24 protein-coding genes are annotated in these 23,424 nt (G+C 62.0%); 14 read left to right on the plus strand and 10 right to left on the minus strand.

The window, feature by feature from the left end; all coding sequences use genetic code 11:
• Window positions 1–59: 59 nt before the first annotated feature.
• The 6 genes from VIG90_RS19095 to VIG90_RS19120 all read left to right on the plus strand — a co-directional run bounded on the left by VIG90_RS19095 (window position 60) and on the right by VIG90_RS19120 (window position 4,928).
• Window positions 60–854, plus strand: a complete 795-nt coding sequence (locus VIG90_RS19095) for an enoyl-CoA hydratase/isomerase family protein (RefSeq protein ID WP_331595111.1) — start codon at window positions 60–62, stop codon at window positions 852–854.
• Window positions 851–1,597 carry an enoyl-CoA hydratase/isomerase family protein gene (locus VIG90_RS19100; RefSeq protein WP_331595112.1) on the plus strand — a complete coding sequence of 249 codons (747 nt, stop codon included), beginning with the start codon at window positions 851–853 and terminating at the stop codon, window positions 1,595–1,597. Before VIG90_RS19095 ends, VIG90_RS19100 begins: the two co-directional genes overlap by 4 nt.
• The gene (locus VIG90_RS19105; protein ID WP_331595113.1) at window positions 1,594–2,076 is read left to right on the plus strand and encodes a MaoC/PaaZ C-terminal domain-containing protein; all 483 of its coding nucleotides are present in this window, start codon (window positions 1,594–1,596) and stop codon (window positions 2,074–2,076) included. The genes VIG90_RS19100 and VIG90_RS19105 overlap by 4 nt, the downstream gene beginning before the upstream one ends.
• Window positions 2,073–3,230, plus strand: a complete 1,158-nt coding sequence (locus tag VIG90_RS19110) for a thiolase C-terminal domain-containing protein (protein ID WP_331595114.1) — start codon at window positions 2,073–2,075, stop codon at window positions 3,228–3,230. The genes VIG90_RS19105 and VIG90_RS19110 overlap by 4 nt, the downstream gene beginning before the upstream one ends.
• On the plus strand, window positions 3,227–3,661 hold the full coding sequence (locus VIG90_RS19115) for a Zn-ribbon domain-containing OB-fold protein (RefSeq protein WP_331595115.1): 435 nt from the start codon (window positions 3,227–3,229) through the stop codon (window positions 3,659–3,661). Before VIG90_RS19110 ends, VIG90_RS19115 begins: the two co-directional genes overlap by 4 nt.
• 70 nt (window positions 3,662–3,731) lie before the next feature.
• The gene (locus VIG90_RS19120) at window positions 3,732–4,928 is read left to right on the plus strand and encodes a cytochrome P450 (protein ID WP_331595116.1); all 1,197 of its coding nucleotides are present in this window, start codon (window positions 3,732–3,734) and stop codon (window positions 4,926–4,928) included.
• 51 nt (window positions 4,929–4,979) lie between these two features.
• Here VIG90_RS19120 and VIG90_RS19125 read toward each other — a convergent pair whose 3' ends face one another.
• The 4 genes from VIG90_RS19125 to VIG90_RS19140 all read right to left on the minus strand — a co-directional run bounded on the left by VIG90_RS19125 (window position 4,980) and on the right by VIG90_RS19140 (window position 8,058).
• The gene (locus VIG90_RS19125) at window positions 4,980–5,645 is read right to left on the minus strand and encodes a TetR/AcrR family transcriptional regulator (RefSeq protein WP_331595117.1); all 666 of its coding nucleotides are present in this window, start codon (window positions 5,643–5,645) and stop codon (window positions 4,980–4,982) included.
• Window positions 5,642–5,779, minus strand: coding sequence for a hypothetical protein (locus VIG90_RS19130; protein WP_331595118.1), 138 nt, complete (start codon window positions 5,777–5,779; stop codon window positions 5,642–5,644). Before VIG90_RS19130 ends, VIG90_RS19125 begins: the two co-directional genes overlap by 4 nt.
• A gap of 337 nt (window positions 5,780–6,116) precedes the next feature.
• Window positions 6,117–6,263, minus strand: coding sequence for a hypothetical protein (locus VIG90_RS19135; protein ID WP_331595119.1), 147 nt, complete (start codon window positions 6,261–6,263; stop codon window positions 6,117–6,119).
• Between the two features lie 208 nt (window positions 6,264–6,471).
• Entirely contained in the window at window positions 6,472–8,058 is a 1,587-nt protein-coding gene (locus VIG90_RS19140; protein ID WP_331595120.1) for an FAD-binding protein, read from the minus strand.
• A gap of 156 nt (window positions 8,059–8,214) precedes the next feature.
• On the opposite strand from VIG90_RS19140, the gene VIG90_RS19145 reads away from it, so the two are divergent.
• Window positions 8,215–8,922: a TetR/AcrR family transcriptional regulator gene (locus tag VIG90_RS19145; RefSeq protein WP_331595121.1), complete on the plus strand. Its 708-nt coding sequence runs from the start codon at window positions 8,215–8,217 to the stop codon at window positions 8,920–8,922.
• A gap of 150 nt (window positions 8,923–9,072) precedes the next feature.
• On the opposite strand, the gene VIG90_RS19150 is transcribed toward VIG90_RS19145, so the two are convergent.
• Complete coding sequence (locus tag VIG90_RS19150) at window positions 9,073–9,861, minus strand: SDR family oxidoreductase (RefSeq protein WP_331595122.1); 789 nt, start codon at window positions 9,859–9,861, stop codon at window positions 9,073–9,075.
• Window positions 9,862–10,459: 598 nt separating this feature from the next.
• Between VIG90_RS19150 and VIG90_RS19155 the strand changes: the two genes are divergently transcribed.
• The 4 genes from VIG90_RS19155 to VIG90_RS19170 all read left to right on the plus strand — a co-directional run bounded on the left by VIG90_RS19155 (window position 10,460) and on the right by VIG90_RS19170 (window position 13,076).
• Window positions 10,460–10,666, plus strand: coding sequence for a CsbD family protein (locus VIG90_RS19155; protein WP_331595123.1), 207 nt, complete (start codon window positions 10,460–10,462; stop codon window positions 10,664–10,666).
• 169 nt (window positions 10,667–10,835) lie between these two features.
• Entirely contained in the window at window positions 10,836–11,009 is a 174-nt protein-coding gene (locus tag VIG90_RS19160) for a DUF1328 domain-containing protein (RefSeq protein WP_331595124.1), read from the plus strand.
• Between the two features lie 988 nt (window positions 11,010–11,997).
• Entirely contained in the window at window positions 11,998–12,387 is a 390-nt protein-coding gene (locus VIG90_RS19165) for an MbcA/ParS/Xre antitoxin family protein (protein WP_331595125.1), read from the plus strand.
• Window positions 12,384–13,076: an RES family NAD+ phosphorylase gene (locus VIG90_RS19170; RefSeq protein WP_331595126.1), complete on the plus strand. Its 693-nt coding sequence runs from the start codon at window positions 12,384–12,386 to the stop codon at window positions 13,074–13,076. The genes VIG90_RS19165 and VIG90_RS19170 overlap by 4 nt, the downstream gene beginning before the upstream one ends.
• A gap of 667 nt (window positions 13,077–13,743) precedes the next feature.
• Here VIG90_RS19170 and VIG90_RS19175 read toward each other — a convergent pair.
• The 4 genes from VIG90_RS19175 to VIG90_RS19190 form a co-directional block, all read right to left on the minus strand.
• On the minus strand, window positions 13,744–15,207 hold the full coding sequence (locus VIG90_RS19175; RefSeq protein ID WP_331595127.1) for an NAD(P)/FAD-dependent oxidoreductase: 1,464 nt from the start codon (window positions 15,205–15,207) through the stop codon (window positions 13,744–13,746).
• A gap of 164 nt (window positions 15,208–15,371) precedes the next feature.
• A complete protein-coding gene (locus tag VIG90_RS19180) occupies window positions 15,372–15,836 on the minus strand; it encodes a nuclear transport factor 2 family protein (RefSeq protein ID WP_331595128.1) in 465 nt (154 codons plus the stop codon).
• Between the two features lie 33 nt (window positions 15,837–15,869).
• On the minus strand, window positions 15,870–16,385 hold the full coding sequence (locus tag VIG90_RS19185) for a nuclear transport factor 2 family protein (RefSeq protein ID WP_331595129.1): 516 nt from the start codon (window positions 16,383–16,385) through the stop codon (window positions 15,870–15,872).
• Between the two features lie 20 nt (window positions 16,386–16,405).
• Window positions 16,406–18,652, minus strand: a complete 2,247-nt coding sequence (locus VIG90_RS19190; RefSeq protein ID WP_331595130.1) for a TonB-dependent receptor — start codon at window positions 18,650–18,652, stop codon at window positions 16,406–16,408.
• A 171-nt stretch (window positions 18,653–18,823) separates the two neighbouring features.
• Between VIG90_RS19190 and VIG90_RS19195 the strand changes: the two genes are divergently transcribed.
• Both VIG90_RS19195 and VIG90_RS19200 read left to right on the plus strand, forming a co-directional pair.
• Window positions 18,824–19,483 carry a TetR/AcrR family transcriptional regulator gene (locus VIG90_RS19195; RefSeq protein WP_331595131.1) on the plus strand — a complete coding sequence of 220 codons (660 nt, stop codon included), beginning with the start codon at window positions 18,824–18,826 and terminating at the stop codon, window positions 19,481–19,483.
• 300 nt (window positions 19,484–19,783) lie between these two features.
• Complete coding sequence (locus VIG90_RS19200) at window positions 19,784–20,965, plus strand: Fic family protein (protein WP_331595132.1); 1,182 nt, start codon at window positions 19,784–19,786, stop codon at window positions 20,963–20,965.
• 177 nt (window positions 20,966–21,142) lie between these two features.
• Here the strand turns inward: VIG90_RS19200 and VIG90_RS19205 are convergent, their stop codons facing one another.
• On the minus strand, window positions 21,143–21,292 hold the full coding sequence (locus VIG90_RS19205) for a hypothetical protein (RefSeq protein ID WP_331595133.1): 150 nt from the start codon (window positions 21,290–21,292) through the stop codon (window positions 21,143–21,145).
• A 420-nt stretch (window positions 21,293–21,712) separates the two neighbouring features.
• Here VIG90_RS19205 and VIG90_RS19210 point away from each other — a divergent pair.
• A partial coding sequence (locus VIG90_RS19210; protein WP_331595134.1) for an NAD(P)/FAD-dependent oxidoreductase occupies window positions 21,713–23,424 on the plus strand: 1,712 nt, incomplete at its 3' end.

The raw sequence follows: 23,424 nt of genomic DNA on the forward strand, positions 1-23,424 counted from the left end.
TAAATGGACGCCTGGTGAAGAGCATCAGGCCTTTGGACCTTGCAAAAGGTGGCTGCCTCATGGCCTACGAAACCCTGACCTATGAAAATCAGGACGGTATAGTCATCCTGACACTGGCACGTCCTGCCACGGCCAATGCCATCAATTCGGTCATGGCGCGCGAGCTGCCCCAGGCGTGGGCGCGGTTCGAGGCCGATCCGGAGGCGCGCGTGGCGGTGGTCACAGGAGAGGGGGCGCGGCATTTCTGCAGCGGCGCCGATCTGCTTGACCCTCCTGAGACGGACCTGCCCGGCACTGCGGCAACCCTCCAGTCCATCCGGTGGACAGGCATGCAGAACGGCGTGTCCAAGCCCGTCATCGCGGCGGTCAATGGCGGCGTCGTGGGCGGGGGTCTGCATTTTGTGGCGGATGCGGATATCGTCGTGGCCGCAGACACCGCCTATTTTTCCGATCCCCATGTTGCCGTGGGATATGTCTCTGCTCTGGAGCCCATTCTGCTGGCCCGGCGCATGCCGATCGGCGCCGTCATGCGGCTCGTGCTGACGGGAGGGCTTGAGAGGCTGGATGCGCAGGCTGCATGCCGGCTTGGCCTTGTTGATATCCTGACATCGCCTGACGCGCTCCTTGCAAGGGCCCTTGAGCTGGCCGGAAACATCAGTCGCCATTCGCCTGCTGCGGTTGCGCGCAGCCGGGCGGCCGTCTGGGGCGCCAAGCAGTTCGGTCTGGGGGAGGCGCTCGAGAGGGGGTGGCGTCAGATCATGGAGCACAAGGGGCATCCGGACGAGATCGAGGGTCCGCGCGCCTTTGCCGAACGCCGCGAGCCAGTGTGGCAGACGCAGGGGCGCCGGCCATGATGCTGGAGTTCGCGCCAGTCGGCTACGGCACGATCGGGCTTGCCCGCAACGGACCGGTTGCGGTCTTGCGCCTGCAGCGCGCCCAGAGGCTCAACGCCTATACCCCGGAGATGGGCGAGGACCTGGTCAGGGCCTTCGAGCTGACCGCAAAGGATGCGGATCTTGCAGCCGTTGTCGTGACGGGCGAGGGCCGGGCCTTCTGCGCTGGGGCTGACAAGGACTGTTTTACCGGGCCGCCAGGACCATCCGGGCTTGCTCTGGGGGCTGAAGCATTTGTTCGGGGATATGCCCGCCAGATCCGGAGCCACCCCAAGCTGACCATCGCGGCCTTCAATGGCGTTGCCGTCGGCATTGGCGTGACCATGACCCTGCCAATGGATATCCGACTGGCCGGCGCTGGCGCGGCCCTCAAGCTGAATTTTGCCGAGCTTGGCATCGTGCCGGGTTTTGGGGCGACCTATTTCCTGCCGCATCTGGTCGGGCTCGGGCAGGCCAAGAAGCTGCTTCTCTGTGAGCACAGGGTCGATGCCTTCCGGGCGCTCGAGCTCGGTCTGGTCGACGAAGTGCTCGATGATGCGGGACTGCTGGAGCGGGCAGTGTCCCTGGGGCATGCCGCCGCCCAGATCAAGCCGCAGGTCAGATCAGGCATCAAGGAGGCGCTGAACGCCGGGGCGGAAGCCGCCTTCGAGGCTGCCCTAGGGCTCGAGGCGTCCAGTTCCCTGCGCCGAGGGGCCCGGCAATGACACAAACACCTGTCCGGTTTGATGATCTTGAAGGGCTTCAGTCCTTCGCCAGCGGTGAGTTCGGACCCTGGGGCGGCTCGCTCGAGATTACACAGGAGATGATCTGGCAGTTTGCCGAGCTGTCAGGCGATCACCAGTGGATCCACGTCGACCCGGAGCGTGCGCGCCGCGAAGGGCCCTTTGGCGCGCCTGTTGCGCACGGAATGCTGATCATGAGCGTGTTGCCGCGCATCATGCCGCAAACCCCCTGGCAGATCACGGGACATGGCGCAGCGCTCAACTATGGCTCGGACGGGCTGCGGTTCTTGGCGCCTGTTCTGGCAGGCAGAGCCATTCAGGCCCGCACGCGCCTTGCCGCAGCCGCCAGGCACGCCAAGGGAAGCCTGGTGACGACCGAGACGGCTGTGCATGTGCTTGATCAGGAGAAGCCGGCGCTGCTCTACCGGGTGCAGGTGCTTTACTTGCCGAGGGCAGCATGACGGCTCTCAAGGACCGCACCGCCGTTGTGGGCATTGGCGAGAGTGCGTTTGGCAAGGGACTGCCCCACTCCGAGCTCGAGCTTGCCTGTGATGCAATCCGCCAGGCGCTTGCAGATGCGGGCGTTGCGGCAAGCGAGGTCGACGCCGTTGGCTCCTACACGATGGAGGCGACGCCGGACTTCGAAATTGCCCGGCAGATGGGTTTTGGCGATCTTCATTTCTTTGCCCAGACGGCCCATGGCGGCGGCGCGGGTCCGGGAACCGTCGGGCACGTCGCCATGGCGATCGCAACGGGTGTTGCACAGGTTGGCGTCGTGTGGCGTTCCCGGAAGCGCTCCGGTGCCGCCACGCGGGTCTGGGGGCAGACGAACCCTGTCCTGACCGATCACTGGAAGTGGTCGCGGCCGTCGGGCCTCCTGCGACCGGTCGATGAGGTCGCAATCCTGACGCAACGCTATATCCACGAGTTCGGCGACGCCCGCGAGGCGCTGGCGACGATCGCCCTTTCCCAGCGTGACTTTGCCCTCAGCAATCCCAGGGCTCAGATGCATGGGCGACCACTGAGCCGGGAGGGCTATTTTGGCGCGCGCATGATCGCCGAGCCTTTGTGCCTGTTTGACAACTGCCTTGAGAGCGACGGAGCGGTGGCGCTGGTGATCACCTCGGCCGAGCGGGCGCGTGACCTGCGCCAGCCCCCGGTTCTTATCCATGCGATCTCCCAGGGGCTGGCAACTGGGCATCAGCCCATGGCGGATTTTCACCGACCTGACGTGTTTGACGGCTGCTCGAGCGCTGCGGCGCGAAATCTCTGGCGGCAGGCGGACATCGGTCCGTCAGATGTGGGCGTGGCGCAGATTTACGATGCCTTCTCGCCGCTGGTCCTGTTTTCGCTGGAGGCATACGGGTTTTGCAAGCGAGGCGAGGCGGCTGACTTTGTGCGCAGCGCTGCGACTGGCCGGGGCGGGCGTCTCCCGGTCAACACGTCCGGGGGCGGACTGTCCGAGGCCTATATCCACGGCATGAACCTGGTGACCGAAGCTGTCAGGCAGATGCGGGGCAGTGCCATCAATCAGGTCGAAGGCGCGCACTCCTGCCTGGTGACGGGATGCGACAGCACGCCCAACGGCGCGCTCCTGCTGCGGAGACAGGCATGATCGATACGATACCAATACCGGATACGTCTGAGCCCACGGAAGCGCCGTTCTGGACAGCGCTTGGGCAGGGACGCCTGGTCATCCAGCACTGTTCTGCCTGCCGGAGCTGGTTATTCCCGATGCGTCTGCGCTGCCCGTCCTGTGGCCAGACGCCCGAGTGGCAGGCCGTCTCAGGCCGGGGGCGCATCTGGTCGTTCACTCGGGTGCACCCGCCAGTCCTGCCCGCGTTTGCTGCTTTGGCGCCCTATCCGGTTGTGGTGGTCGAGCTTGAGGAGCAGCAGGGGCTGCGCCTCGTCGGGAATCTGGTCGAGAAGGCCGATGATCCGATCAATGTCGTTGCCCCGGATCGCATCACCATTGGCGCGCCGGTCGAGGCAGTGATCCGCAAGATTGATGGCGTGCCGTGGCCGGCGTGGCGAATTGCCGGCTGATCCCCGCGTCCCGACACCCAAGATCTGCGCGGCCCTCGAGGGCCCGTTTCGAATTGCGACGGAGAATGACGTGACTGTCGATTATGATCCCTATTCCGATGCCGCCATGCGCGATCCACGCGAACTTTACCGCCGGATGCGCGAGGCTGGCTGCCCCCATCACCTGCCGGAATACGGAGCATGGGCGCTGGTTCGCTACGACGACGTCGATCAGGCAAGTCGGGGAGAGGGCTGCATCGACTTCAGCAAGGGTGCTCTCCTGGGGCAACATCTCCTGGGCGAGCCCATTCCCCATACCTTCATGACGATGAATGAGCCGGAACGCAGGCCGTGGCGCAATATCCTGATGCCGTTCTACAGCCGCACGGCGATCAGGCAAGAAGCCGGACGCCTGCGGGCGCTGGTGCAGGAGCTGCTCGAGCCGCTGTTGGCACAGGGAAGCTTCGATGTTTATCGTGACCTGGCCAACCGGGTGATGTGCATCAATGCAGGCCATAATCTGGGGCTGCCGCGCGCCGATGCCGAATATCTTCGCTCCCTGATCGATGAAATGATCATGCACAGGGAGCCCGGGCAAAAAGGGGGCTCGTCCGAACGCAACCAGAAGGCGGCCCAGGAGCTGGGCGGCTACATGGCCGCGCATGTCAACAGCCTGCGCAAGAATCCGGACACGGCCGTGCGGCAGGCCAAAGCGCTGCTCGAGGCTGAAATCGACGGACAGCGGTTGTCCGACCATGACCTGATCAATTACTTCTTTTCACTGATGGTGACCGGCTCAGAGACGACGCCGATGGCAACGGCGGGCGTATTCTACTACCTTGGCAAGCATCCCGACCAGAAGGCCCTGGTTGTGGCCGATCCTGCTGGCATGGCCAAGGCGGCCTTCCTCGAGACCTGCCGGTTTGACCAGCCTACCAACATGCTGGTGCGCCGGGCTGCAAAGGATTTTGAACTTGGCGGCAAGCAGATCCGGGAAAATGACGTCCTCTTGATGATCTATGCCTCTGCCAATCGGGACGAGGCCCGGTTCGAGCGGGCAGAGGAGTTCGATATCCGCCGGCAGAGGCGGGCTGATCTCACCTTCGGCACCGGGCCCGGCTACTGCCTCGGCGCGAACCTGGCGGAGTTCGTCGGGCCGATGATGGTCGAGGAAATCATGACGGGAATTGGCGACTTTGAGCTGATTGAGGATCAGTGCGAGCGGGCTTACGGCGAAAACCTTGCCGGTTTCAATCGCGTCCCCATCCGCTTCAAGCCCCCTGCCTGAGCATGGCTTCGACTGCTTGCTGCAATGGTTCCAGTGTTCCGACATGTCGGCTCAGGCAGGCGCCTTTGGCGCCCGTCTGCGGCGAACGGCAGGCTTCTTCTTCGCCGGCTTGAAGCCAAGTGCAGGCAGCACTGCAATAATGATCTTGCGCAGTGCTGCCGGAGTGGTGTCGGCGTTCTGAAACAGCAGGCGCAGCAGGACCGGCCCCATGATCATGTCGATGGCAAGGGCGAGATCAAGGTCCTCAGGCAGTTCGCCGCGCTCGATTGCGCGCTCGAAAGCCTGGCGGGTCGGCGTTCGGCGATGCTCGGTCATCTCATCGAGCGCTGCCTTCAGTTCTTCATTGCGGCTGCGCTCGCCAACGAGAGATGGCCAGACCGCGCCCAAGGCGGTGTTCTGCAAAACGTCGGCGAACTCCGACACGATCGTGTACAGATCGTCTTCCAGCGAGCCAGTGTCGACAGCATGCAACTCAGGAAAACCCGCAACGGCTGCAACCGCAAGCAATTCCTTGGACGGCCAGCGGCGATAGATGGTCGCCTTGCTGACAGATGCCCGGCTGACGACTTCATCAATGGTGAAGCCACGGTAGCCCTTCTCGATCAGGATATCCATGGCCGCGTTCAGGATTGCCGTCTCGGACCGTTCGCTCCGAGGACGCCCGACCGATCGCAGGGGAGGCGTTTCAGTTCCGGCGGCGCCTTTGGGTTGCTTCATTCCTGTTCCACCTCGGGCTGGTGATGGGTCGTCGTAGAGTTGGCAAAAGAGCGCCTGGCGTTGTCCAGTAGAGTTTGCGCCTGTTCATGCATTAAGACAGCAGTGGCAGGTTCTTCCAACTCTTTCTCGCTCAAATAGGGCCCTCCTGCCTTCCCTGAGTGGCTGTCTGGCAGGAGGGGAATAACCGGGGAGGTAATACCGAGGGATCTGTCTATTGGCAATATCGCGGGGCAGGCGCTCATACAACGTTGAGCATGGTGTGACCGCATTCGCATTACTCTGATCTCAGGTCCTCACCGCGACGCTCGGCGTCAGACATGTCAGATTTCCAAAAAAAGGGATGCGTCCGTGCACGGGTGATCTGATGCACCAATCCGATATTCTGCACACTCCAGTTCTGACAGTTATGCTGGGTGCGGGTGTGGCTGGATCTGGGACGCTGTACTTCATTTGGGACGAAGCCCGGCTGCATCAGGCGATGGCCATCATCACGCGGCAGTATGAAGGAGGTACTGGCGACCAATTTTCCGCATAGGTAGCTCCTGACCCCGTCAGGATAACGATCTTCTCCACTCGAATAAACGCAGTCGTGATTTGCGGAATGACCAGCGTATTCATCTGCGCCCTCAACACTCTTGGCAGTGATGTGCATTTTCGGCCACCGCTAAAGTCACAAAAATGGCGCCCGATTTCGGAATTGATACCGCGTTCGATGGCCGCGCCAATAATCAGCTGGCTGTTGTGGTTTTTGCAGCGGATGCATGACTGTAAAAGCACACGATCCCGCTAACCTCATAAATATCAAAAAAACCGGCACTGGCCCATGTCATGCGATTTCCGGAGCGCCAATCAGGCTGTCAGGTTCGGCGCCCGGTATGTTCTTTTCGGCCATGTCCAGTGCCGCCAGATGGCCGAAAACCATGCTCGAGCCAATCGGATTGCCGCCACCGGGATAGGTTGTGCCACTGACTGCAGCCATTGAGTTACCGGCCGCGTAAAGACCGGTGATCACGGCGCCGTCTGGATCCAGCACGCGCGCATGAGGATCCGTTCTGAGCCCTCCCTTGGTGCCAAGGTCCGAGAGGCCGAAGGCGAGCGCATGGAACGGCGGCCGGGCAACCTTGTCGAGCGGCGGCAGGCCGTCGGTGAACATGCAGTCGTAGGGCTCCGCACCCCGGCGGAAGTCCGGATCGCTGCCCAGATCCACGAAGCGGTTGAAGCGGGTGACGGTCTGCTCTAGGGCCTGCCCCGGCACGCCCAGGATCGCGGCCAGCTCCGCGAGTGTTCCGGCACTGTGCAGCAGGCCTGCCTTCCGATACGCCTCCAGATCTCCCAGCGGCAGGTTCGGGAACTGGATCGGAGGCGCCCCGTCATCGCGGCTGTCGTAGATCAGCCAGTAGGGCAGCGTGAGTTCACCGGCTTGCATGCGGGCAATTGCCGCTCGGCCCACCCGGTCATAAGGGGCGGATTCGTTCATGAAACGCCTGCCTTTCTGGTCGATGAAGATGCCGCCGTTAAAGCCGAGGGTGAAGGTTGCGCGCCCATCGGGACGCATCAGGCCGGGCGACCACCAAGCCTGGTCCATGAGATCAACATCCGCGCCCGCATCCATTCCGGCCCGGATTGCAGCGCCGTCGTTACCGGCCGGCGACATGGCGCCCTCAATTGTCCCGGGGACGCCGAAGCGTGCACGCATGGCGGCATTGTGCTCGAAGCCGCCGGCTGCGATCACCACGCCTCGCTTTGCCCGGATGCGCTCGGCGCCGCCTGGAGTGCTGACAATTGCTCCTTCAACCCGATCGTTATTCCTGACCAGCCTTGTCAGCGCCGTATCGCGCTGGAGGTCGACGGTCTTCATTCTGGACAAGGCGAGCAGGAACCGCCCAATCAGCGCCTGACCTGCCAGGAGTTCGTCGGAAAGGGGCGCGCCTGCGCGTTCCTCCGGCAGCGTTGGCCGCAGGACCTGCCGCAACTCGCCCAGTGCAGCCGCGGGCAGGGGGACAGGCACAATATGACGGCCGGTCAGGCTCGCCGTCGACAGCGCGCCGAAATAATCCGGCCAAGGATAGACCATGAAGGCAAGATCGGGGTCCTGCTCGAGATAGTCGATCAGTGTTGCACCGGTTTCAAGATAAGCGTCCTGCAACGGGCGGGGTGTCCGATCGCCGACAACGTCGTAGTAGTATTGTCTAGCCTGATCGACGTCGCAGTCGCCGCCCTCCCGGCGCAGGACTGCATTGCCCGGAAACCACATGCCGCCGCCAGAATATGCGCTGGTGCCGCCGAACCGGTCGGTGCTCTCGACAAGGATGACCGACAGCCCCTCGCGCGCAGCCGTGTAGGCCGCAGTCATGCCTCCTGCACCGGAGCCCACGACAAGGACGTCGCATTCCTTATCCCAATCGGCCGCCATATTCCCCCCCCTTGGTCCGTGGTTTGCCCGGTGTTTCTGTCAGTCCCGGCATCTGCCGGTCTGTCGGGTCAGTTGTTAGCATCCACAAGCTTCTGCAATTTGTCTAGACTGTTCGTTCAGATGATAGGATCTGCCTCCAGCGACAGGCGAGCGGCCTTGCCAGGCGGACAGGTTGCTGGCATTTTGCCCGAAATCATGGGTAAGCAATCAACAGTTCCCACCGTCGGCCGGCGCGGCCGTCCTCCTGGTCGAAGCCTTCAGCAGGAAGAGCAGCGCAAGCGCAATCGCGCAGAGATTATCGCCGCAGCGGCCAAGGTGTTTGCGGTCAAGCCATACGCACAGGCAACAATTGACGATATCCTTGCTGGCGCAAACATAAGCCGCGCGACCTTCTATGCTCACTTTGAATCGAAGCTGGCCCTTGGCATCGAGATCTACGACAGCATTACGGACAGCTGGTTTGCCCTGTTTGGCGAACTGGCGAATATGCCAACATTGACGATCACGGGCCTCAAGCGGTGGACGCTGGCCCTTGCCGATCTTTATGTCGAACATGGCTATGTCACGCCCCTCGTCGAACAGCTCGCGGTGGTTGAGGCCAGCTTTCGCCAGCGTTTGGCGCAGGACAGGGATGTGATGATCAACCGGCTCGCCGATGCCGGGGTGCCCGGTTGCAGGGCGGCTATCGGTGATGGCCGGCAGGCGCTGTTGCAGCGCGCCAGGCTGCAGCTTCTGCTGCAGCGGCTGGACCAGGTCTGCGGCATCCTTGCTCACTCGGATGTCAGTTCGCCGGAGTTGGCCGACGCCTATATCGAGGCTATGGCCGAGGAGCTTCTGGAAAAGCTTGGCGGCCAGGCCGGTTGACCTGTTGGCCCGCGGGTCTCTGGGCAAAGTGATGGGAACATCAGGCAACTTGCCGGCCATTTGCCCCTCACTGCCGGGGCTGCCGCACTCGAGCGGATGAGGCGGAGGGGCGAACGTCCGGCAGCGCCAGGCAATCAAGGCCGATTGGCCTTATGATTGTGCAGCGAACTGGGCATAGATTTCGCCGATCGAGGGATTGCGGCGCAGGGTCTGACCGCCGCTGACGTGAAGGGTCTGTCCGGTGACAAAACTGGACTCGTCGCTGGCGAGCCACAAGGCTGCATTGGCGACGTTAGCAGCAACGCCGGGGCGCTGCAACGGGATCTCGCGCATGTAGAGGTCGCGTACGCCCGGTACGGACATGCCGCCACCCGACATGGGGCCATCCTCGATGCCGCCAGCGGCAATGGAATTGGCGCGGATGCCTCTTGGCCCGAATTCATTGGCTATGCAGCGGATGACATGGTCGATCCCCGCCTTGGTGCCCATGTAAGCGGCGTGGTCTTCAAACATGATGGTTGCCGTGACGGAGGATATCTGGATGATCGATCCTCCGCTTGGCATGTTCTGCAGCAAGGCCTGGAAAAACTGGAACGGGCCAGTGAACTGAACCGCGGTCATCTGCTCCAGGTCAGCCCTGTCTGTTTCCAGGAAGGGCTTGAGCAGTCCCCAGCCGGTCGAGTTCACGCCGATGTCCAGGCCGCCCATTTTGGCTGCGGCAGTTGAGACGGCGCTTCTCAGGCTGGTCTCGTCGGTAATGTCGCAAAGAACGTGCTCGGTGCCGAGTTCCTCGGCCACCTGGCGGGTGGCATCTGCCCGTCGGCCACCGATGACGACTTGCGCACCGTGACCAAGATAGGTGCGGGCGATGCAGGCGCCGATATTGCCTGGTGCAACGCCGAGGATGAAGGCCTTCTTGCCATTCAGTCGCTTGTCCATGTCGTCTCCCGCTGTTGGTTTGCCCGGCAATGGCCGTGCTGAGATCCGGGTCACCCGTATCCTGAAAGGGTTTGCACCGTTTGTGCCGCAAGCCTGCGGTGCGGCCGTCAAAGAACAGGCGTTATTGTACCACTCGACGGCATGGTGTGACGCGGGTGGTCGCAGCATAACCTGCAAGTCGGGTATTCTCGCCCGCTCGGGCGCAGGGCCCACTGGTACTGGAATATACGAATAGCCTGCGCATCGACCCGTCCCCAGTCCCTGCCGTTTCAACCGCGTCATCGGCACGGCATTCTTTGAGGCAAGATTTAGTCTGTACTAACCGTATGATCAATATTGCCTCCCTGTGTCTGCCGGGGGGGCAGCAGGCGGTCGGTCCTGCTCGATGTGCTGACGCCGGCCACTGGCCATCCAGTGTGCAGTCCGTTCATCCCGCGCCCCTGAGCGCTCAGCTTCTGCTCCGCTTCGACTGGAACAATACCAGCCCGTATCGGTTGGTTCTCTTGGGAGGCGGCCGGGACTAGCCCCCACCGCCCAGCCTGCTCCGGGCGAGGGCAGGCGCTGTGCCGATCGTCGCACACCAGCAAGGAGAGTCAGGATGGCTGACAGAATTGACAAGGATCGCGTGGAAGGCTCGGGCAAGAACCTGAAGGGCAAGCTGAAGGAAGGTCTGGGCGACCTGACCGGCGACCAGAAGATGAAGCGTGAAGGCCAGGCCGAACAGGTCGCAGGCAAAGCCCAGAACAGCTGGGGCAGCGCCAAGGACGCGGCACGCGACGCGCTTGATCGCAACAAACAACGCTGAACAGCCGGGCTGTCCGGCGCCGCGGCGGTTCGTGCCGCCTGATAAAGGTAGGTCGTGGTTGGCGCCAGGATCCAGAGATCCAGCGCAGATGGCGACTGGGATGCAATCGCTGCAGCGGCGCTTGGACGGCGATGGTTGATATTTCGCGATAAACAGAATTGGAGATCTCATGATCAAGTGGGCATTTATATTTCTGGTGATTGCGCTCGTACTTGGCGCCCTCGGCTTCTCCGGCCTTGCCGGTGCTGCCATGGGCATCGCCAAGATCCTGTTCTTCATCGGGCTGGCGCTCTTCGTGATCTTCCTCATCCTTGGCATGACGATTTATAAGAAGACGACCTGAGGATCTTTTGCCTCAACAATTGCAGCCCAGCGGGGTCCGGCCGGTCTGCTCGACGTCGACACCCGGATCCCGCCGGCAACCTGGATGGCGCACAGCCTCGAGTGAGGGGAGCGCATCCTTTCAAGCCCGTCTTCCTTCCGGCCCGACGCGCTGACCTGACGGGCCGATCGCCTCGGTGTTCTCAGCAGCGGCCAGGATCCCGGAATGTTCGGGATCTCCCAGCGGCATCGCCCGCGCCGCGATTGGCTCTCCCGGATCGCATCAGGACAGCGATGCGACACAGGTAAGGTGTACGGACCCACAGGTCTGGTCTGGCCTGGGTTCCTGTTTTAGGACATTATTGGAAAGAAACAGGGCCTGCGGTTCTCCGGATTGAGGCGTGCGCACCTGTTCCATCTTTTGAGGGCCCCTTCGCAATTCGGTGATCTTTTGGATCGACACCGCCCTGGGCAGCGCCTTATATCCCGCTGCGCCATGCGCTCGCTTGAGGGCCGCGACAGGGTTTCCCGGGCCCACCCGGTCAGCGAACCGACGGAGGCGGGACGACGTCGCGCTGCCGAGATCAAGCGGGCCGCACCCGGCAAAGACATCGGCGGCCTGATCGTCGGGCTGCGCGCTGTTTGTGCGGGTCATCTCGGCTGGCGCGCGACGTCTGTGCCGAGCTCGCTGCCGCGCAGTGCGGCATCCCATACCGCAATATTTCGCTGGAAAGGGTTGCGCGAGCCCGCCTGTAGTGGCGACCTGCCATGTCCGGGACGAGACCTGCTGCGCGTTAATGATCATGGCAAAGGGGTAAGCTGAATGGCTGCTGGGCTTTTGCCTGGCTTCAGGGTTCTGGACAAAGGGGCATTGAGGCTGCTTGTCAATCGAGCTGCATGTGGCTGTGTATGGGCGCCCCTGCACAGCAGACCCCGGTTCCCAGCGGCCAAATGGTCTTGATAATAGGACCATTTGGCCTTATTCTGGGCAGCTGAAGCAGGAGGTGGATATGGCGATCGCAGTGCCCCACGGACATTCGCCCGAGACCAAGGCGGTCGCCTTGAAGGCATTTGGGAATGTGGTGGCTGCCTGGGGTCTGCCTTTGAGCGAGGCCGCGGCCCTGGCCGACATGTCGGACTCCACCTGGAAGCGCGCGAAGAAGCCCGGCTATACGGGTGATCTGACCCATGATCAGATGCTGCGACTGAGCGCAGTTATCGGCATCTACAAGGCACTGAAGCTTTATTTCAGCGATCCACTTGCGGACCAGTGGATAAGGATGCCCAACAGCGGGCCCTTGTTCAGCGGTGCGCGCCCCATCGATACGATGATCGAGGGCGGTCTGCCCCAGTTCCTGACCGTCCGTTCGTATCTGGATGCCTTGCGGGGCGGCCTGTGAAGCGGACCGCTCTTCAGGACCGTGGCCTCGTTCGCCTGATTCCGGCCACCTATCATAAACCGCCAGCGCTGCGCGGGCTTGTCGATACGGATGAGGAGATGGATCTCCTCGCTGAAATCGAAGGCATGACCAGTGGACGGTTGATAGCAGAGGCTGGTCGGAACCTGCATATCGACAAGCGCGAACTTGCGTGGGTTCGGCGCGAGAGAGACCTGCGCGTCTATGGCAACACGCACATCAATGCGGCGTTTGCTTATACCCGCACTGGCGGCAACCGCTTTAATACGCAGGAGAGAGGCGCCTGGTACTGCAGCTGGAATGCTGCCACCTCGATCGATGAGGTCGCGTTCCACAGAACGCGCGAACTGGGCTACGTCGGCGTCTTCGAGGATGACGCCCGCTACGTGGAACTGCTCGCGGACTTTATCGGAGATTTCCCCGATCTGACCGATGAGCCAGGACATCCAGCGCTCCATCCCGATCCCGCACGGGGCTACCCTGAAGGGCAAGCTCTGGCGGGAAAGCTTCAACGTGAAGGGCAGCGAGGCCTGATCTATCCCTCGGTTCGGCATGGAGGCGGGCGCTGCCTCGTCGCATTCGACCCGGGCGTCATCCAGAATGTGAGACCAGGAGCGACCTTCCGGCTCGTTTGGAAAGGGTCGCCTCACTTTGATGTAATCTTCTTATGATCCAGAAGCCGCGCGCGGTTGCAGCTTTGGTTTTGAGATGCCCTGCGCCGCTTGCGGCATCATGCAGCCGGTTCAGAGCCGGGCTCCGGCACAAGCAACCCCTGAGAGGCTGGACAATGCCGCCTTCGGGTTCGAGCATCTCAAGTCCGGCAACCGCGTTTGCCGCGATGGACCCCACGGCATCGACGACGGCCAGAGGAAGCACCAATACCTGCAGTCCAAGTTTCCCGCTGACACTCAGGAAATGCCGGATCGCGAGCTGAGCCCATCTCTCCGGGTTTTCAGCATGTCCCACTTGCGTCCGCTGCCCGACCTGCGCACCGGCAAGGACCTCCGGGACGCGGCGCTGGACCGCGGGGTTTCCCTGCGCGTTGGCCCTGCAGATCAACCCGCGTTCGTCCCGGGCGGGAATGCCAGAATGATCCCCCGCCATAGCGATCTCCTCATCCGCCGGGACTTTGCGCCGGCATCATGCAATGATCTTCGCACACGTACCGGGTGCCCTCTCTGGCCGGATCCTGAGATGGCAGCATCGGCCGTCCATTGGCAGTTGCGCGAGCGGTTTCAGCACCCAGCGGACGCTGTTTGGCCGTATGGGCTCGACTGACCAGCAAGTCTGCCGCAAACCCAAGCGATCCTGCGGGATGGGCGATCGCCGGCTCCGGGATCAGGGGCATGTGGTTGCTTGGCTGCCGGCTGCTGTGTGCGAGGCAATGAAGGCCTGCGCATCCTCGCGCCGCGTTTCTTCCCTGTAGCGGGCCATGGTGAAAGGCCACTGGGTGACAATGAGGCCGCTTGGGGCGCGGTAGTAGTCGCTGATGCCGTGCTGCCAGACCGCCATGGTGGAAATAGCATCCTGCAGGGCGCGGTTGTACGCAGCAAGCGCACTCTGCCGGACCTCGATCCATTTCAGGCCATTGCGGATCATGAAGTCGATCTTGCGCACGATGTAATCGACCTGGCTCTCGATCTGCGCGATGATCGAGCCGTTGTTCGTGTTCGGCCCGTAGATCATGAAGAGATTGGGAAAGCCGCTGACCGCGATCCCGAGATAGGCCTTGGCGCCCCCCTGCCATGCCTGGTCGAGCCGCAGGTTGTCCCGGCCCGTCACCGGGATGCTGGAGAGGAAACGGGTCGTCTCGAACCCGGTTGCCAAGACGATCAGATCCGTCTCGCGCACATCCCCGCTCGCGGTTGTGATATGGTGCGGGCCCACGTGCCGGATCGGAGTTGTGATCAGTGAGACATTTTGCCGGTTGAACGTCGGGTACCAGTCGCTGGAGACGAGGCCGCGTTTGGCGCCGAAGGGATAGGCCGGTGTCAATTGCCGGCGCAGGGTGGGATCCGCGACCTGCTGAAGGTTGGCGAGGCAAGCGCGGCGCATGTCTGCCATGATCTCCGGGTTGTCGAGCGGCGCGACCGCCTCGAGCCAGTCCCAGATGCGCTGACGCTCCTGCCGTGCGGCCTCGGGGTCCCTCATGAGGCGTTCCCGCTCGCCCGGGGCAAAGCTGTTCTGGCGCGCGGACACATAGTTGGGTGTGCGCTGATAGACATCGAGGTGCCCCGCAACCTCGGCAATCGGGGGCACCAGCTGCACGGCGCTTGCCGCAGAGCCGATGACGCTGATGCGCCGCCCCGCCAGAGGGATCTCCGGCCGCCAGCGCGCCGAATGCATCACCGGCCCCTCAAACGTCTCAAGGCCGGGAAGGGGCGGGTAGGCGGGCATGTTGAACATGCCGACCGCGCTTATCAGAATGTCGCTGCAGAACAGCGCCCCATCAGCGGTTTCCACCTGCCATCTGGCCCGCGCCTCCAGCCACCGGGCAGCAACGACCCGGTGGTCGAGACGGATATGGCGCATGAGATCGAAGGTCTCGGCGCACGCTTCCAGGTATTGCTGGATCTCCGGCTGGGAGGCGTAGGGCTCGGTCCAGTCCCGCTTCATGGCAAACGAGAACGAATAGAGATGGGAGGGCACGTCGCAGCGGCAGCCTGGGTAGATGTTATGCCACCATGTGCCGCCGATCCCGGGTGCCTGTTCGAGAATGACAAAGGACTGAATGCCTGCATCCCTGAGCCGCTTGCCTGCCGCGATGCCGCCAGGGCCGGCGCCGATTATGATCACATCCATAAGACCCTCCGTTGGAAGCCAGGCAGGCGGCCCGGGTCTGCACTGCCAACCTGCCAGGACGGAGCTCTGTTACAGGCGGCATCCGGCCTTGCAGATCCCTTAAGGCTGCCCCTGACGCGCCCAGGCAGGACAGAGGCGGGCAGGACAGAGGCGGGCACGCCCGCTTACGCTGGCTGGTCCCGCGTGTTGATCTCGTCCGGGCCTTCCGTGAAATAGGTTGTGTAGCGACGGTAGGCGATGCGCCAGCCGGTCTCCGTCAGCCGCCACGTGTCCTCATACTCGCCCCAGGTCTTCCACAACTGCCCCTCGAAGCGCCTCACCCCCTGGTGGACGGCGTAAAAGTTGCAGCGCGTGAGGGCAGTCTCCGCCGACTGCCCAAGAACAATGAGATTGAGGATGTTGTGCTGTTTCCGGCCGCAATTGCTGCCAGGTCCCAGGTGCTCCAGGAGGCTGGCAATGAATTCATCCCGGGTGGTATGGCGGACGACGCCGCCATATTCCCCGCAGATGTCCGGATCAAAGACGTCGGACAAAAGGCCCGGTTCCATCCGATCAATGGCAAGCCCGAACTGGGCAAGCTTGGTGCTGAAAATATAGTGCAGCTGTTGCTCGGCATGCGGGCCTGTCATGATCGCTCCCTTCCGGTCCTCGTTGGTGAGCAGCTATGCCTGGGGCGGCGCTGAGGGCAGATCGGGGGAGAGATACAGGTCATATCCCTCATTGATCTGGCCCGTGATGGCCTTCTCGAGGCGGTGCTGGATGCGCCACTCGCCGTTGAAGCGCCGATAGATCACATCGTAATAGCCCGATGTGTGGCGCTGGCCATTAAAGTGACTGCCCTGACTGAACAGGCCGATCCACTGGAAATGAAGCCGGCCGTAGACCGTATCGCTATCCAGGCGCAGACGGGGCAGGTGCATGAAATGCAGGCCCTTGTAGAACGCGTCGATGTCGCGGCAGAAGCCGGCCAGCTCGCTGTGACCGGTGTAGACCTGGCGGGCCTGCTGGCCGACACCGGCCATATCAAACACGCCATCGGGCGTGAAGACATTGGCCCAGGCTTCTGCGTCGCCCGCATCCCAGGATCGGGCGTATTCGGCCTCAAGGTTCATGATCGCAAGCCGCGTCTCGGCGGCCTCCAGACGGGCGGACAGTTCAGAGAGGACAGTATCGTTCATTCTTTATACTCCTGTCTGGCTTAGAATTTGACGCCGAGCGTCGCCCCGAACGTCCTGGGCTCCGGGAAGTAGGCAACGGTCAGCCCGCCAAAGCTCGAGCCGAAGTCGATGTAGGAGAGGGGGTCGTTCTCATTTAAAAGATTGCGGCCCCAGAGCGTCAGATCGGCCTCGGTCCGCCCCAGCGGGATCCCGCGCAGCACGGCGCGCATGTCCACGAGCGTACGGCCGGGCGAGCGCGTGTTGTAGGCATTGCTCTCACCAGGGCCAGGGCGCAGCGGGAACGGGAAGGTGAAATATCTGGAGACGAACTGGATATCGCCGTTCAGATCCAGCTCCATGTCCCCTCCGCGCCAGACAGTCCAGTCGAAGCCGGCCGAGGCCGTGGTCTTGGGCACGTACTGGAACGCCCGGTTGTCGGCGACATCAACACCGGCGTCGATGTACCGGGTGTATTTTGTATCAAGGACGCCAAGGTTGGCCCGCACCGTCAGGTCGCGCGCCGGCCTGGCCACCGCTTCGATCTCGAGGCCCTTGACCCGGGCGCCGCCCGCATTGTCGATGCTGGTCTCGGCCGACCCTTCCGCCCGGAACACGGCGATCTGCATGTTGCTGTGCTTGTTGCTGAAAACCGCGACATTGAGCTGGATCCGGTCATCAAGGAGCCTGGATTTCAGGCCCAGTTCATAGGACGTGATATTCTCGGCCTTGTAGGGCGTATAGATGTCGGCAACCGAGGTCGTCTCGCCATTAAAGCCGCCGCTGCGATAGCCCCGCGCATATTTTGCATAAAGGTTGATGTTGGAGGATGGCTCCCATGCAACGACAGCCGTTGGCGAGACATTGTTGAACTTCTTGGCCGGCACGGTTCCGGCAGGAGCATCGATGAGTGTGACCGGCATTGCCCCCAGCACCTGGAAGAACCGCTCCACGGTCTTTTTCTCGTGCGTGTAGCGCAGGCCGCCGGTCAGGGTGAGCTGATCCGTCAGCCTGTAATCGAGCTGGCTGTAGGCGGCATAGGCCTCGGTCGTGAATCCGTAGCGGGAGTCAAAGGCCATGCTCCCGCCGAAAAAGCTCTGGGGATTGAGCGTGAAGCCCTTGTCGTCAAAATAGTAGAGACCAAAGACGTAGCTGAGGGCATCGGTCTGCCCGGTCACCTGCAACTCCTGGCTGAAGGAGCGGTAACGGGAGAGGCGGGCCGTCTGGGCCACCGGCAGGGCGGTGCCGTCCAGGTCGCCAGCGTCTTCTGCCCGCAGCTTGCGATAGGCGGTGATCGACTTCAGCTCGGCACCGCCCAGGTCGAGGCTGGCCGTCAGGCCATGTCCCCAGCTCTTGGCATAATCCCGGAGCGGCGCGTCCGCACGGCCCTCGCTGCTGCGCTCGCGGGGCTGGACGAACTGGTCGATCGGAAATATCGCGCCGCCAAAGGCGTAGGCAGGCGATGCGGGGTCGAAAATGCCGCCCGGGGTGTACCCGACGAGCTGGGAGTAGCGCGGACGCTGGTCATTGACGCTGATGTCAAAGCTGTAGTCGAGCGTCAGCGTCTCAGCCGGCTCGGCACGCAACTGGAAGAGACCGCTGCGGCTGTCATAGTTCCAGAAATCATCCCCCGATCCCGTCCCGGCGGTCTGCGCCACATTGTCCACAAAGCCGTCGCGTCTGGCGATCTGGCCGGACAGCTTTGCGCTGAAGATGCCGAACTGAGGCAGGTCAAGGCTCGCCTTGGCACGGCGATAATCGTAGTTGCCATACGAGACCTCGGCACGGCCGCCAAGTTCCCCGCTGGGCTTGCGCGTAATGACGTTGATGGCACCCGACAGGGTGTTGCGCCCGTAGAGCGTCCCTTGAGGGCCGCGCAGGACTTCCACCCGTTCGATGTCGGCAATGTCGAAGAGCGAGCCCTGGGACTTGGCGATGTAGACGCCGTCGACATAAAGGCCGGCGGACGGCTCATAGAACAGGGCCACGTTCACCTGGACGCCGCCGCGGATGGTGATCACCGAACTGGTGGTGCTCGGGCCGTTGGTCTCGATCTTGACATTGGGGACAAGCCCGGACACCCGGTCGATCGAGGTCATGTCCCGCGACTGGACAAAGTCGCTGGTCATCGCCGTGATGGCAATCGGGACATCCTGAAGATTCTCTTCCCGCTTCTGTGCTGTGACGATGATGTCACCAAGGCCCGTGGCGTCTTGCTGTTCCTGGCCAGCGGCCGGCATGGCAATGACAGCCGCTGTTGCCGCCAGCAGGCTTGCTCTGAACCGGAGCATAAGCCTTCCTCCCCCATGTTTTATAACTTAACTTAACTGTTCAGTTTTGATATGAGCAGTCCTTCGGCGCTGTCAACGGCATTGGGCTTGGTATTCGCGTTTGAAACGGGGGGGCGGTCTGGGGTAGACCCACGAGGCCATGCAGCTCGCGGCATTGATCAGGATCGGAAGATGACAACGGATACGGGCACATCCCGTCGGCGCGGCGGGCGCCCGAGGCGAGAAGATGCGGAGCGACGGATCCTGCACCTGCTGGATACGGCCGCGGGCATTTTCATTCGGGACGGCTATGCAGGCGCATCCATAGACCGAATTGCGGCAGAGGCAGGTGTCGGCAAGCCGACGATCTACACCCGCTTTGAAAGCAAGGCCAATCTGCTCAAATGCGTCATCGAGCATATGCTCAACAACCGCCTCGTGGCGATTGACGACCAGATCGCCTCGCGCACAGCCGTGGGCGCCCTCAAGGAGCAGCTGGCCAACATTCTCACCGCATCAGTCGAACCAGCGTTTCTTGGGATATTCCGACTGTTCCTGACGGAGGCCAGCAAATTCCCGGAGATTTTCGCGGCCTTTTATGCAACGACCGAACAGCAGTCCAAGCAGCTGCTGCTCAAGCAACTGGCCCGTTATCCCGAATTCGGATCAACGAGGCTGCCGCATGATGAAATCGCCGGCCTGCTTCTTGGGATGGCAAGCTCCGTGGTCATGATGGCCTCTGTACAGCCCGGGTTGCGGGACATGCTCTCGCCAGAGGCTGAGGCAAACCGCATCGTGGATGTGGTTCTGTATGGCGCGCTCGCACGCCGAGACGTCAGGTCCAAGGCCTAACGGGGCATGCTCGCTTCTGCTCAGTTCCATGGGGCAGGCGTTGAGACGTCTCGCCCCGGCGCCCGACAGCCAAGGCAAACGGGCAGTGTGCTATCAGCAGTCGACAAAAATCGACCCATAGATGCCTGGAGAGGCAAGGCCAATTGCCAAAAGGCGGTGGTCAAGCTCTTGGGCGCTGAAAGCGGTAAGCGCTGCCCCGTGGCCCCATCACAAGTTATTTAAGGGCGCTTATCTTAGCCCTCTCGTTATTTAAGTAAAAGGCAAATTGCTTAAATAACGATGCGGTGCCATAAAATGGGCATGACTGAACCAGATCCCAACCCCCGGATGGGTCGTTTTGTCGAGACTCCTGTCGCCGGCGAATTCGTGCGGGCATTCGTGCCTCCGCCTCTGCCGCCTCAACCGCCGGTCGACGTGCTTGCGCTGCTGGAGCGGCTGAGTCTGGCGGAACGGGCCCTCGGGCGACTGGACGGCATTACCATGCTGCTTCCGCGTCAGGAGCTTTTTCTTTACATGTATGCAAGGAAAGAGGCGGTTCTCTCATCCCAGATAGAAGGTACGCAATCGACCCTCTCTGACTTGCTTCGCTTCGAGACCGAGGCAGTGGCGGGCCAACCAATGGACGATATCCGCGAGGTATCGAATTACGTTGACGCCATGATGCATGGCTTGGAGCGGCTGGAAGAACTGCCCCTGTCATTAAGTCTTATCCGGGAGATGCACGAGCGGCTGCTGCAAAGTGGGCGCGGCGGAACGAAAAATCCAGGAGAGTTTCGGCGCTCACAGAACTGGATTGGGGGCACGCGCCCAGGCAATGCGTTGTTTGTACCGCCGCCCCTGACCGAAATGAATGATTGCCTCGATGCGCTAGAGCGCTTTATGCATGAAGACCAATCGCGCTTGCCGGCGCTCATTAAGGCCGGTCTTCTGCACGTCCAGTTCGAGACCATCCACCCGTTTCTAAACGGCAATGGCAGGATCGGCCGCTTGCTGGTCACGCTGTATCTCTGTGTGAACGGCGTTCTGCGCAAACCGCTGCTTTATCTGAGCCTCTACTTCAAAACCCATCGCTCGGAGTATTATCGACTGCTTCAGGGGGTGCGCGAGCATGGTGCATGGGAAGCCTGGCTCGACTTCTTTCTCGCGGGCGTTGCCGATACCGCCAATCAGGCATTCGACGCTGCAACTCGGATTGTCGGCTTATTCAAGGAAGATCGCGAACGCATCACGGCAGAGAGTGATCGGGCGGGTTCGGCGCTACGGATCCATGATTTGTTTCAGCAAAATCCTTTTCTGACAGCCAATCAGCTCGTTCAGAAAACGGGCCTCTCTGCCCCGACGGTCAATGCAGCGCTCGCTGACCTGGAACGGTTGAGCATTGTTGCAGAAATAACCGGTCGCAAACGGGGGCGCGTTTTCAGCTACCGGCGATATCTTGCCATCCTGGGCGAAGGTACTGACCCGCTTGCGACTGCCGAATGACCGCAGCGTGTCGATGCTCCGCGTCATACGGAAGATTTCGACCAAAACTTAACAGTCTGCTGAAAAAGACAATGTTTTTGCCAGTTTGATGGCGGGGATCAGACTTTACGGCCTCAATTCGCGCCGATCTCCGTCTGGATGGGTCTGCTGGACCATCCTGAGATGCCGGCGGCGGCTTTATCGGGCCGCCTCGAGGAGCTTGGGCAGCCTGATGAGATTGTAGGCAATCATGCGGAAGGTAAAGGCGGCCTCTGCCCGGCCGAGGCGACTGACCTTGAGCTTGGCCATGCCGCCGACGGCTTCCTTGATGCGTTTTCGCGCCCGCATGAGGTGGTCTCGCTTGGCTGGACAGTTTGACGGTTGGGTTAAGCTCATCCCCGTCGATGTTCAGGCCGCCAATCCGATGGATCGCTGCACCGACAGGCCTCTGCCGGGGTTCGCCCGGCCAGGCCAGAGTTCAGGCGCTTGGAATCATAACAGGAGACCCACCGGGCAAGCCCAGCCCTGAGTTCGGACCCGAAAGGCTTTGGGCAAAGAGGCAGGCGCTAGAGGACGCGGGCACGTCTGCCAGCATTGCGCGCACGCGCCCGTCTGATGTCTGTCCCTCCGGCTCCAGCCATTCGGCCAGACATCTTCGCCCGCCCGCGTCCCGAATAGAGCCTTGCAGCCGCGGCAGAATCATATAGCATGCTATAAGTTTCTCGGTTGCTTGGGAGTGGACCTCATTTTCGGGACAGGAGACACAAGATGCCGCGTGCCATTGCGCAGAACGATGTAGAGGCGATTCTGAAGCGGTATCGCAGCGAGCGTGACAAGCGGCTCAATGCCAAGGGCAACGCCCAGTACGCAGACGCCGTGGGGGCGCTCAGCCGTTTCAGCGGCACCGATCCCTATGCGGCGGACCGGGCGGGGCGCGACCCCATCTGCGCGGATGTGGAGGTCCTGATCGTTGGCGGCGGTTTTGGGGGGCTGATGGCCGCAGCCCGCCTCAAGGAGGTCGGGGTCACCGATATCCGGATCATCGATGCTGCCGCTGATTTCGGCGGCACCTGGTACTGGAACCGCTATCCCGGCGTGCAGTGCGATATTGAATCCTACGCCTACCTGCCGCTGCTGGAGGAGACGGGCTATGTGCCCCGGCACCGCTACGCCTTTGGCGACGAAATCCTCGCCTACAGTCAGCTGCTTGGCCGGGAATACGACCTTTATGGCAAGGCCTGCTTCCAGACAAAGGTGCTTGATGTCACATGGGATGAGGCGCGGGCGCGATGGCTGGTGTCGACGGATCGGGGGGACCGCTTTGCCGCCCGCTTCTTCCTGATGGCTGCGAGCCGCACCACTCGTCTCAAACTTCCAGGCATTCCTGGCATCGAGAAATTCAAGGGGCACAGTTTCCACACCAGCCGCTGGGATTATGCCTACACCGGCGGCGGGATCAACGAGGATCTCGACCGGCTCTCGGACAAGAGAGTGGCCGTCATCGGAACCGGTGCAACCGCCGTCCAGCTGATCCCGCGCGTGGCCCAAACGGCCGGTCAGCTCTACGTGTTCCAGCGGACGCCGTCATCGGTAGGCGAGCGCTACAATCGGGAAACCGACGTTGAATGGTACAAGGCGCAGCCGCCAGGCTGGCAGGAGAGGCGCCGAGCCCAGTTCATAGACGCAACCTCGGGCGCAGGCGACGACAGCGAGATCCGCGACGGCTGGACGGAAATGGGGAAAATATTGTGGGATACCCGGCCCGCCCATCCGGAAACCCCCGAAGAGATAGCCAAGCGCGCAATCCTGGCCGATATCGAGGTCATGAATGCCCGGCGGGCCCGGATCGATGCCATCGTTGCTGATCACGCCACCGCCGAGAAGCTGAAGCCATGGTATAACCTCTTCTGCAAGCGGCCGACCTTCAATGACGAATTCCTGCCGGCCTTTAATCGGTCGAACGTCGAATTGGTGGACGTCAGCGGCGACAATCCGATCACCGAAATCACGGAGAGATCCATCATCGTTGGTGATCAGGAGTATCCTGTCGATCTCATCATCTACGCCACCGGCTTCCAGATCATCGGATCGCTGGAGCAGCGCATTGAATTTCCAATCACCGGGCGCGGCGGGGTAACGCTGCAGCAACACTGGGCGCAGGGACTTCGCACGCTGCACGGCCTGACGGCCCATAATTTCCCGAACTGGTTCTATATCGGTCAAGGCCAGAACGCGATCGCGGCGAACTATACCGCCACGGTTGATGATCAGGCCAAGCATCTTGCCTATATCATCTCGGCGGTTCGCGCACGCGGCCTTGCAGTTCTCGAGCCGACCGCAGAGGCGGAGCAGGCGTGGATCGACGAGATCGCCCGCGCGCGCGACGCTGCATTGCGATCGCCCGGCTTCTACGAAGACTGCACGCCGGGCTATTACAACAACGAAGGCCAAGGCGGTGTCTCGCTCTGGAATGAGGCCTA

Source organism: Pedomonas sp. (assembly GCF_036515995.1).
GTDB lineage: Bacteria > Pseudomonadota > Alphaproteobacteria > Sphingomonadales > Sphingomonadaceae > Pedomonas.

Excerpts from the sequence above, each read along its gene's own strand:
- VIG90_RS19185 (WP_331595129.1), bottom strand. The coding sequence starts at position 16,385 with ATGAACGATACTGTCCTCTCTGAACTGTCCGCCCGTCTGGAGGCCGCC.
- VIG90_RS19110 (WP_331595114.1), top strand. The coding sequence starts at position 2,073 with ATGACGGCTCTCAAGGACCGCACCGCCGTTGTGGGCATTGGCGAGAGT.
- VIG90_RS19140 (WP_331595120.1), bottom strand. The coding sequence starts at position 8,058 with ATGGCGGCCGATTGGGATAAGGAATGCGACGTCCTTGTCGTGGGCTCC.
- VIG90_RS19105 (WP_331595113.1), top strand. The coding sequence starts at position 1,594 with ATGACACAAACACCTGTCCGGTTTGATGATCTTGAAGGGCTTCAGTCC.
- VIG90_RS19100 (WP_331595112.1), top strand. The coding sequence starts at position 851 with ATGATGCTGGAGTTCGCGCCAGTCGGCTACGGCACGATCGGGCTTGCC.
- VIG90_RS19195 (WP_331595131.1), top strand. The coding sequence starts at position 18,824 with ATGACAACGGATACGGGCACATCCCGTCGGCGCGGCGGGCGCCCGAGG.
- VIG90_RS19160 (WP_331595124.1), top strand. The coding sequence starts at position 10,836 with ATGATCAAGTGGGCATTTATATTTCTGGTGATTGCGCTCGTACTTGGC.
- VIG90_RS19115 (WP_331595115.1), top strand. The coding sequence starts at position 3,227 with ATGATCGATACGATACCAATACCGGATACGTCTGAGCCCACGGAAGCG.
- VIG90_RS19135 (WP_331595119.1), bottom strand. The coding sequence starts at position 6,263 with ATGAATACGCTGGTCATTCCGCAAATCACGACTGCGTTTATTCGAGTG.
- VIG90_RS19180 (WP_331595128.1), bottom strand. The coding sequence starts at position 15,836 with ATGACAGGCCCGCATGCCGAGCAACAGCTGCACTATATTTTCAGCACC.
- VIG90_RS19150 (WP_331595122.1), bottom strand. The coding sequence starts at position 9,861 with ATGGACAAGCGACTGAATGGCAAGAAGGCCTTCATCCTCGGCGTTGCA.
- VIG90_RS19190 (WP_331595130.1), bottom strand. The coding sequence starts at position 18,652 with ATGCTCCGGTTCAGAGCAAGCCTGCTGGCGGCAACAGCGGCTGTCATT.
- VIG90_RS19175 (WP_331595127.1), bottom strand. The coding sequence starts at position 15,207 with ATGGATGTGATCATAATCGGCGCCGGCCCTGGCGGCATCGCGGCAGGC.
- VIG90_RS19200 (WP_331595132.1), top strand. The coding sequence starts at position 19,784 with ATGACTGAACCAGATCCCAACCCCCGGATGGGTCGTTTTGTCGAGACT.
- VIG90_RS19125 (WP_331595117.1), bottom strand. The coding sequence starts at position 5,645 with ATGAAGCAACCCAAAGGCGCCGCCGGAACTGAAACGCCTCCCCTGCGA.
- VIG90_RS19155 (WP_331595123.1), top strand. The coding sequence starts at position 10,460 with ATGGCTGACAGAATTGACAAGGATCGCGTGGAAGGCTCGGGCAAGAAC.
- VIG90_RS19165 (WP_331595125.1), top strand. The coding sequence starts at position 11,998 with ATGGCGATCGCAGTGCCCCACGGACATTCGCCCGAGACCAAGGCGGTC.
- VIG90_RS19205 (WP_331595133.1), bottom strand. The coding sequence starts at position 21,292 with ATGCGGGCGCGAAAACGCATCAAGGAAGCCGTCGGCGGCATGGCCAAG.
- VIG90_RS19095 (WP_331595111.1), top strand. The coding sequence starts at position 60 with ATGGCCTACGAAACCCTGACCTATGAAAATCAGGACGGTATAGTCATC.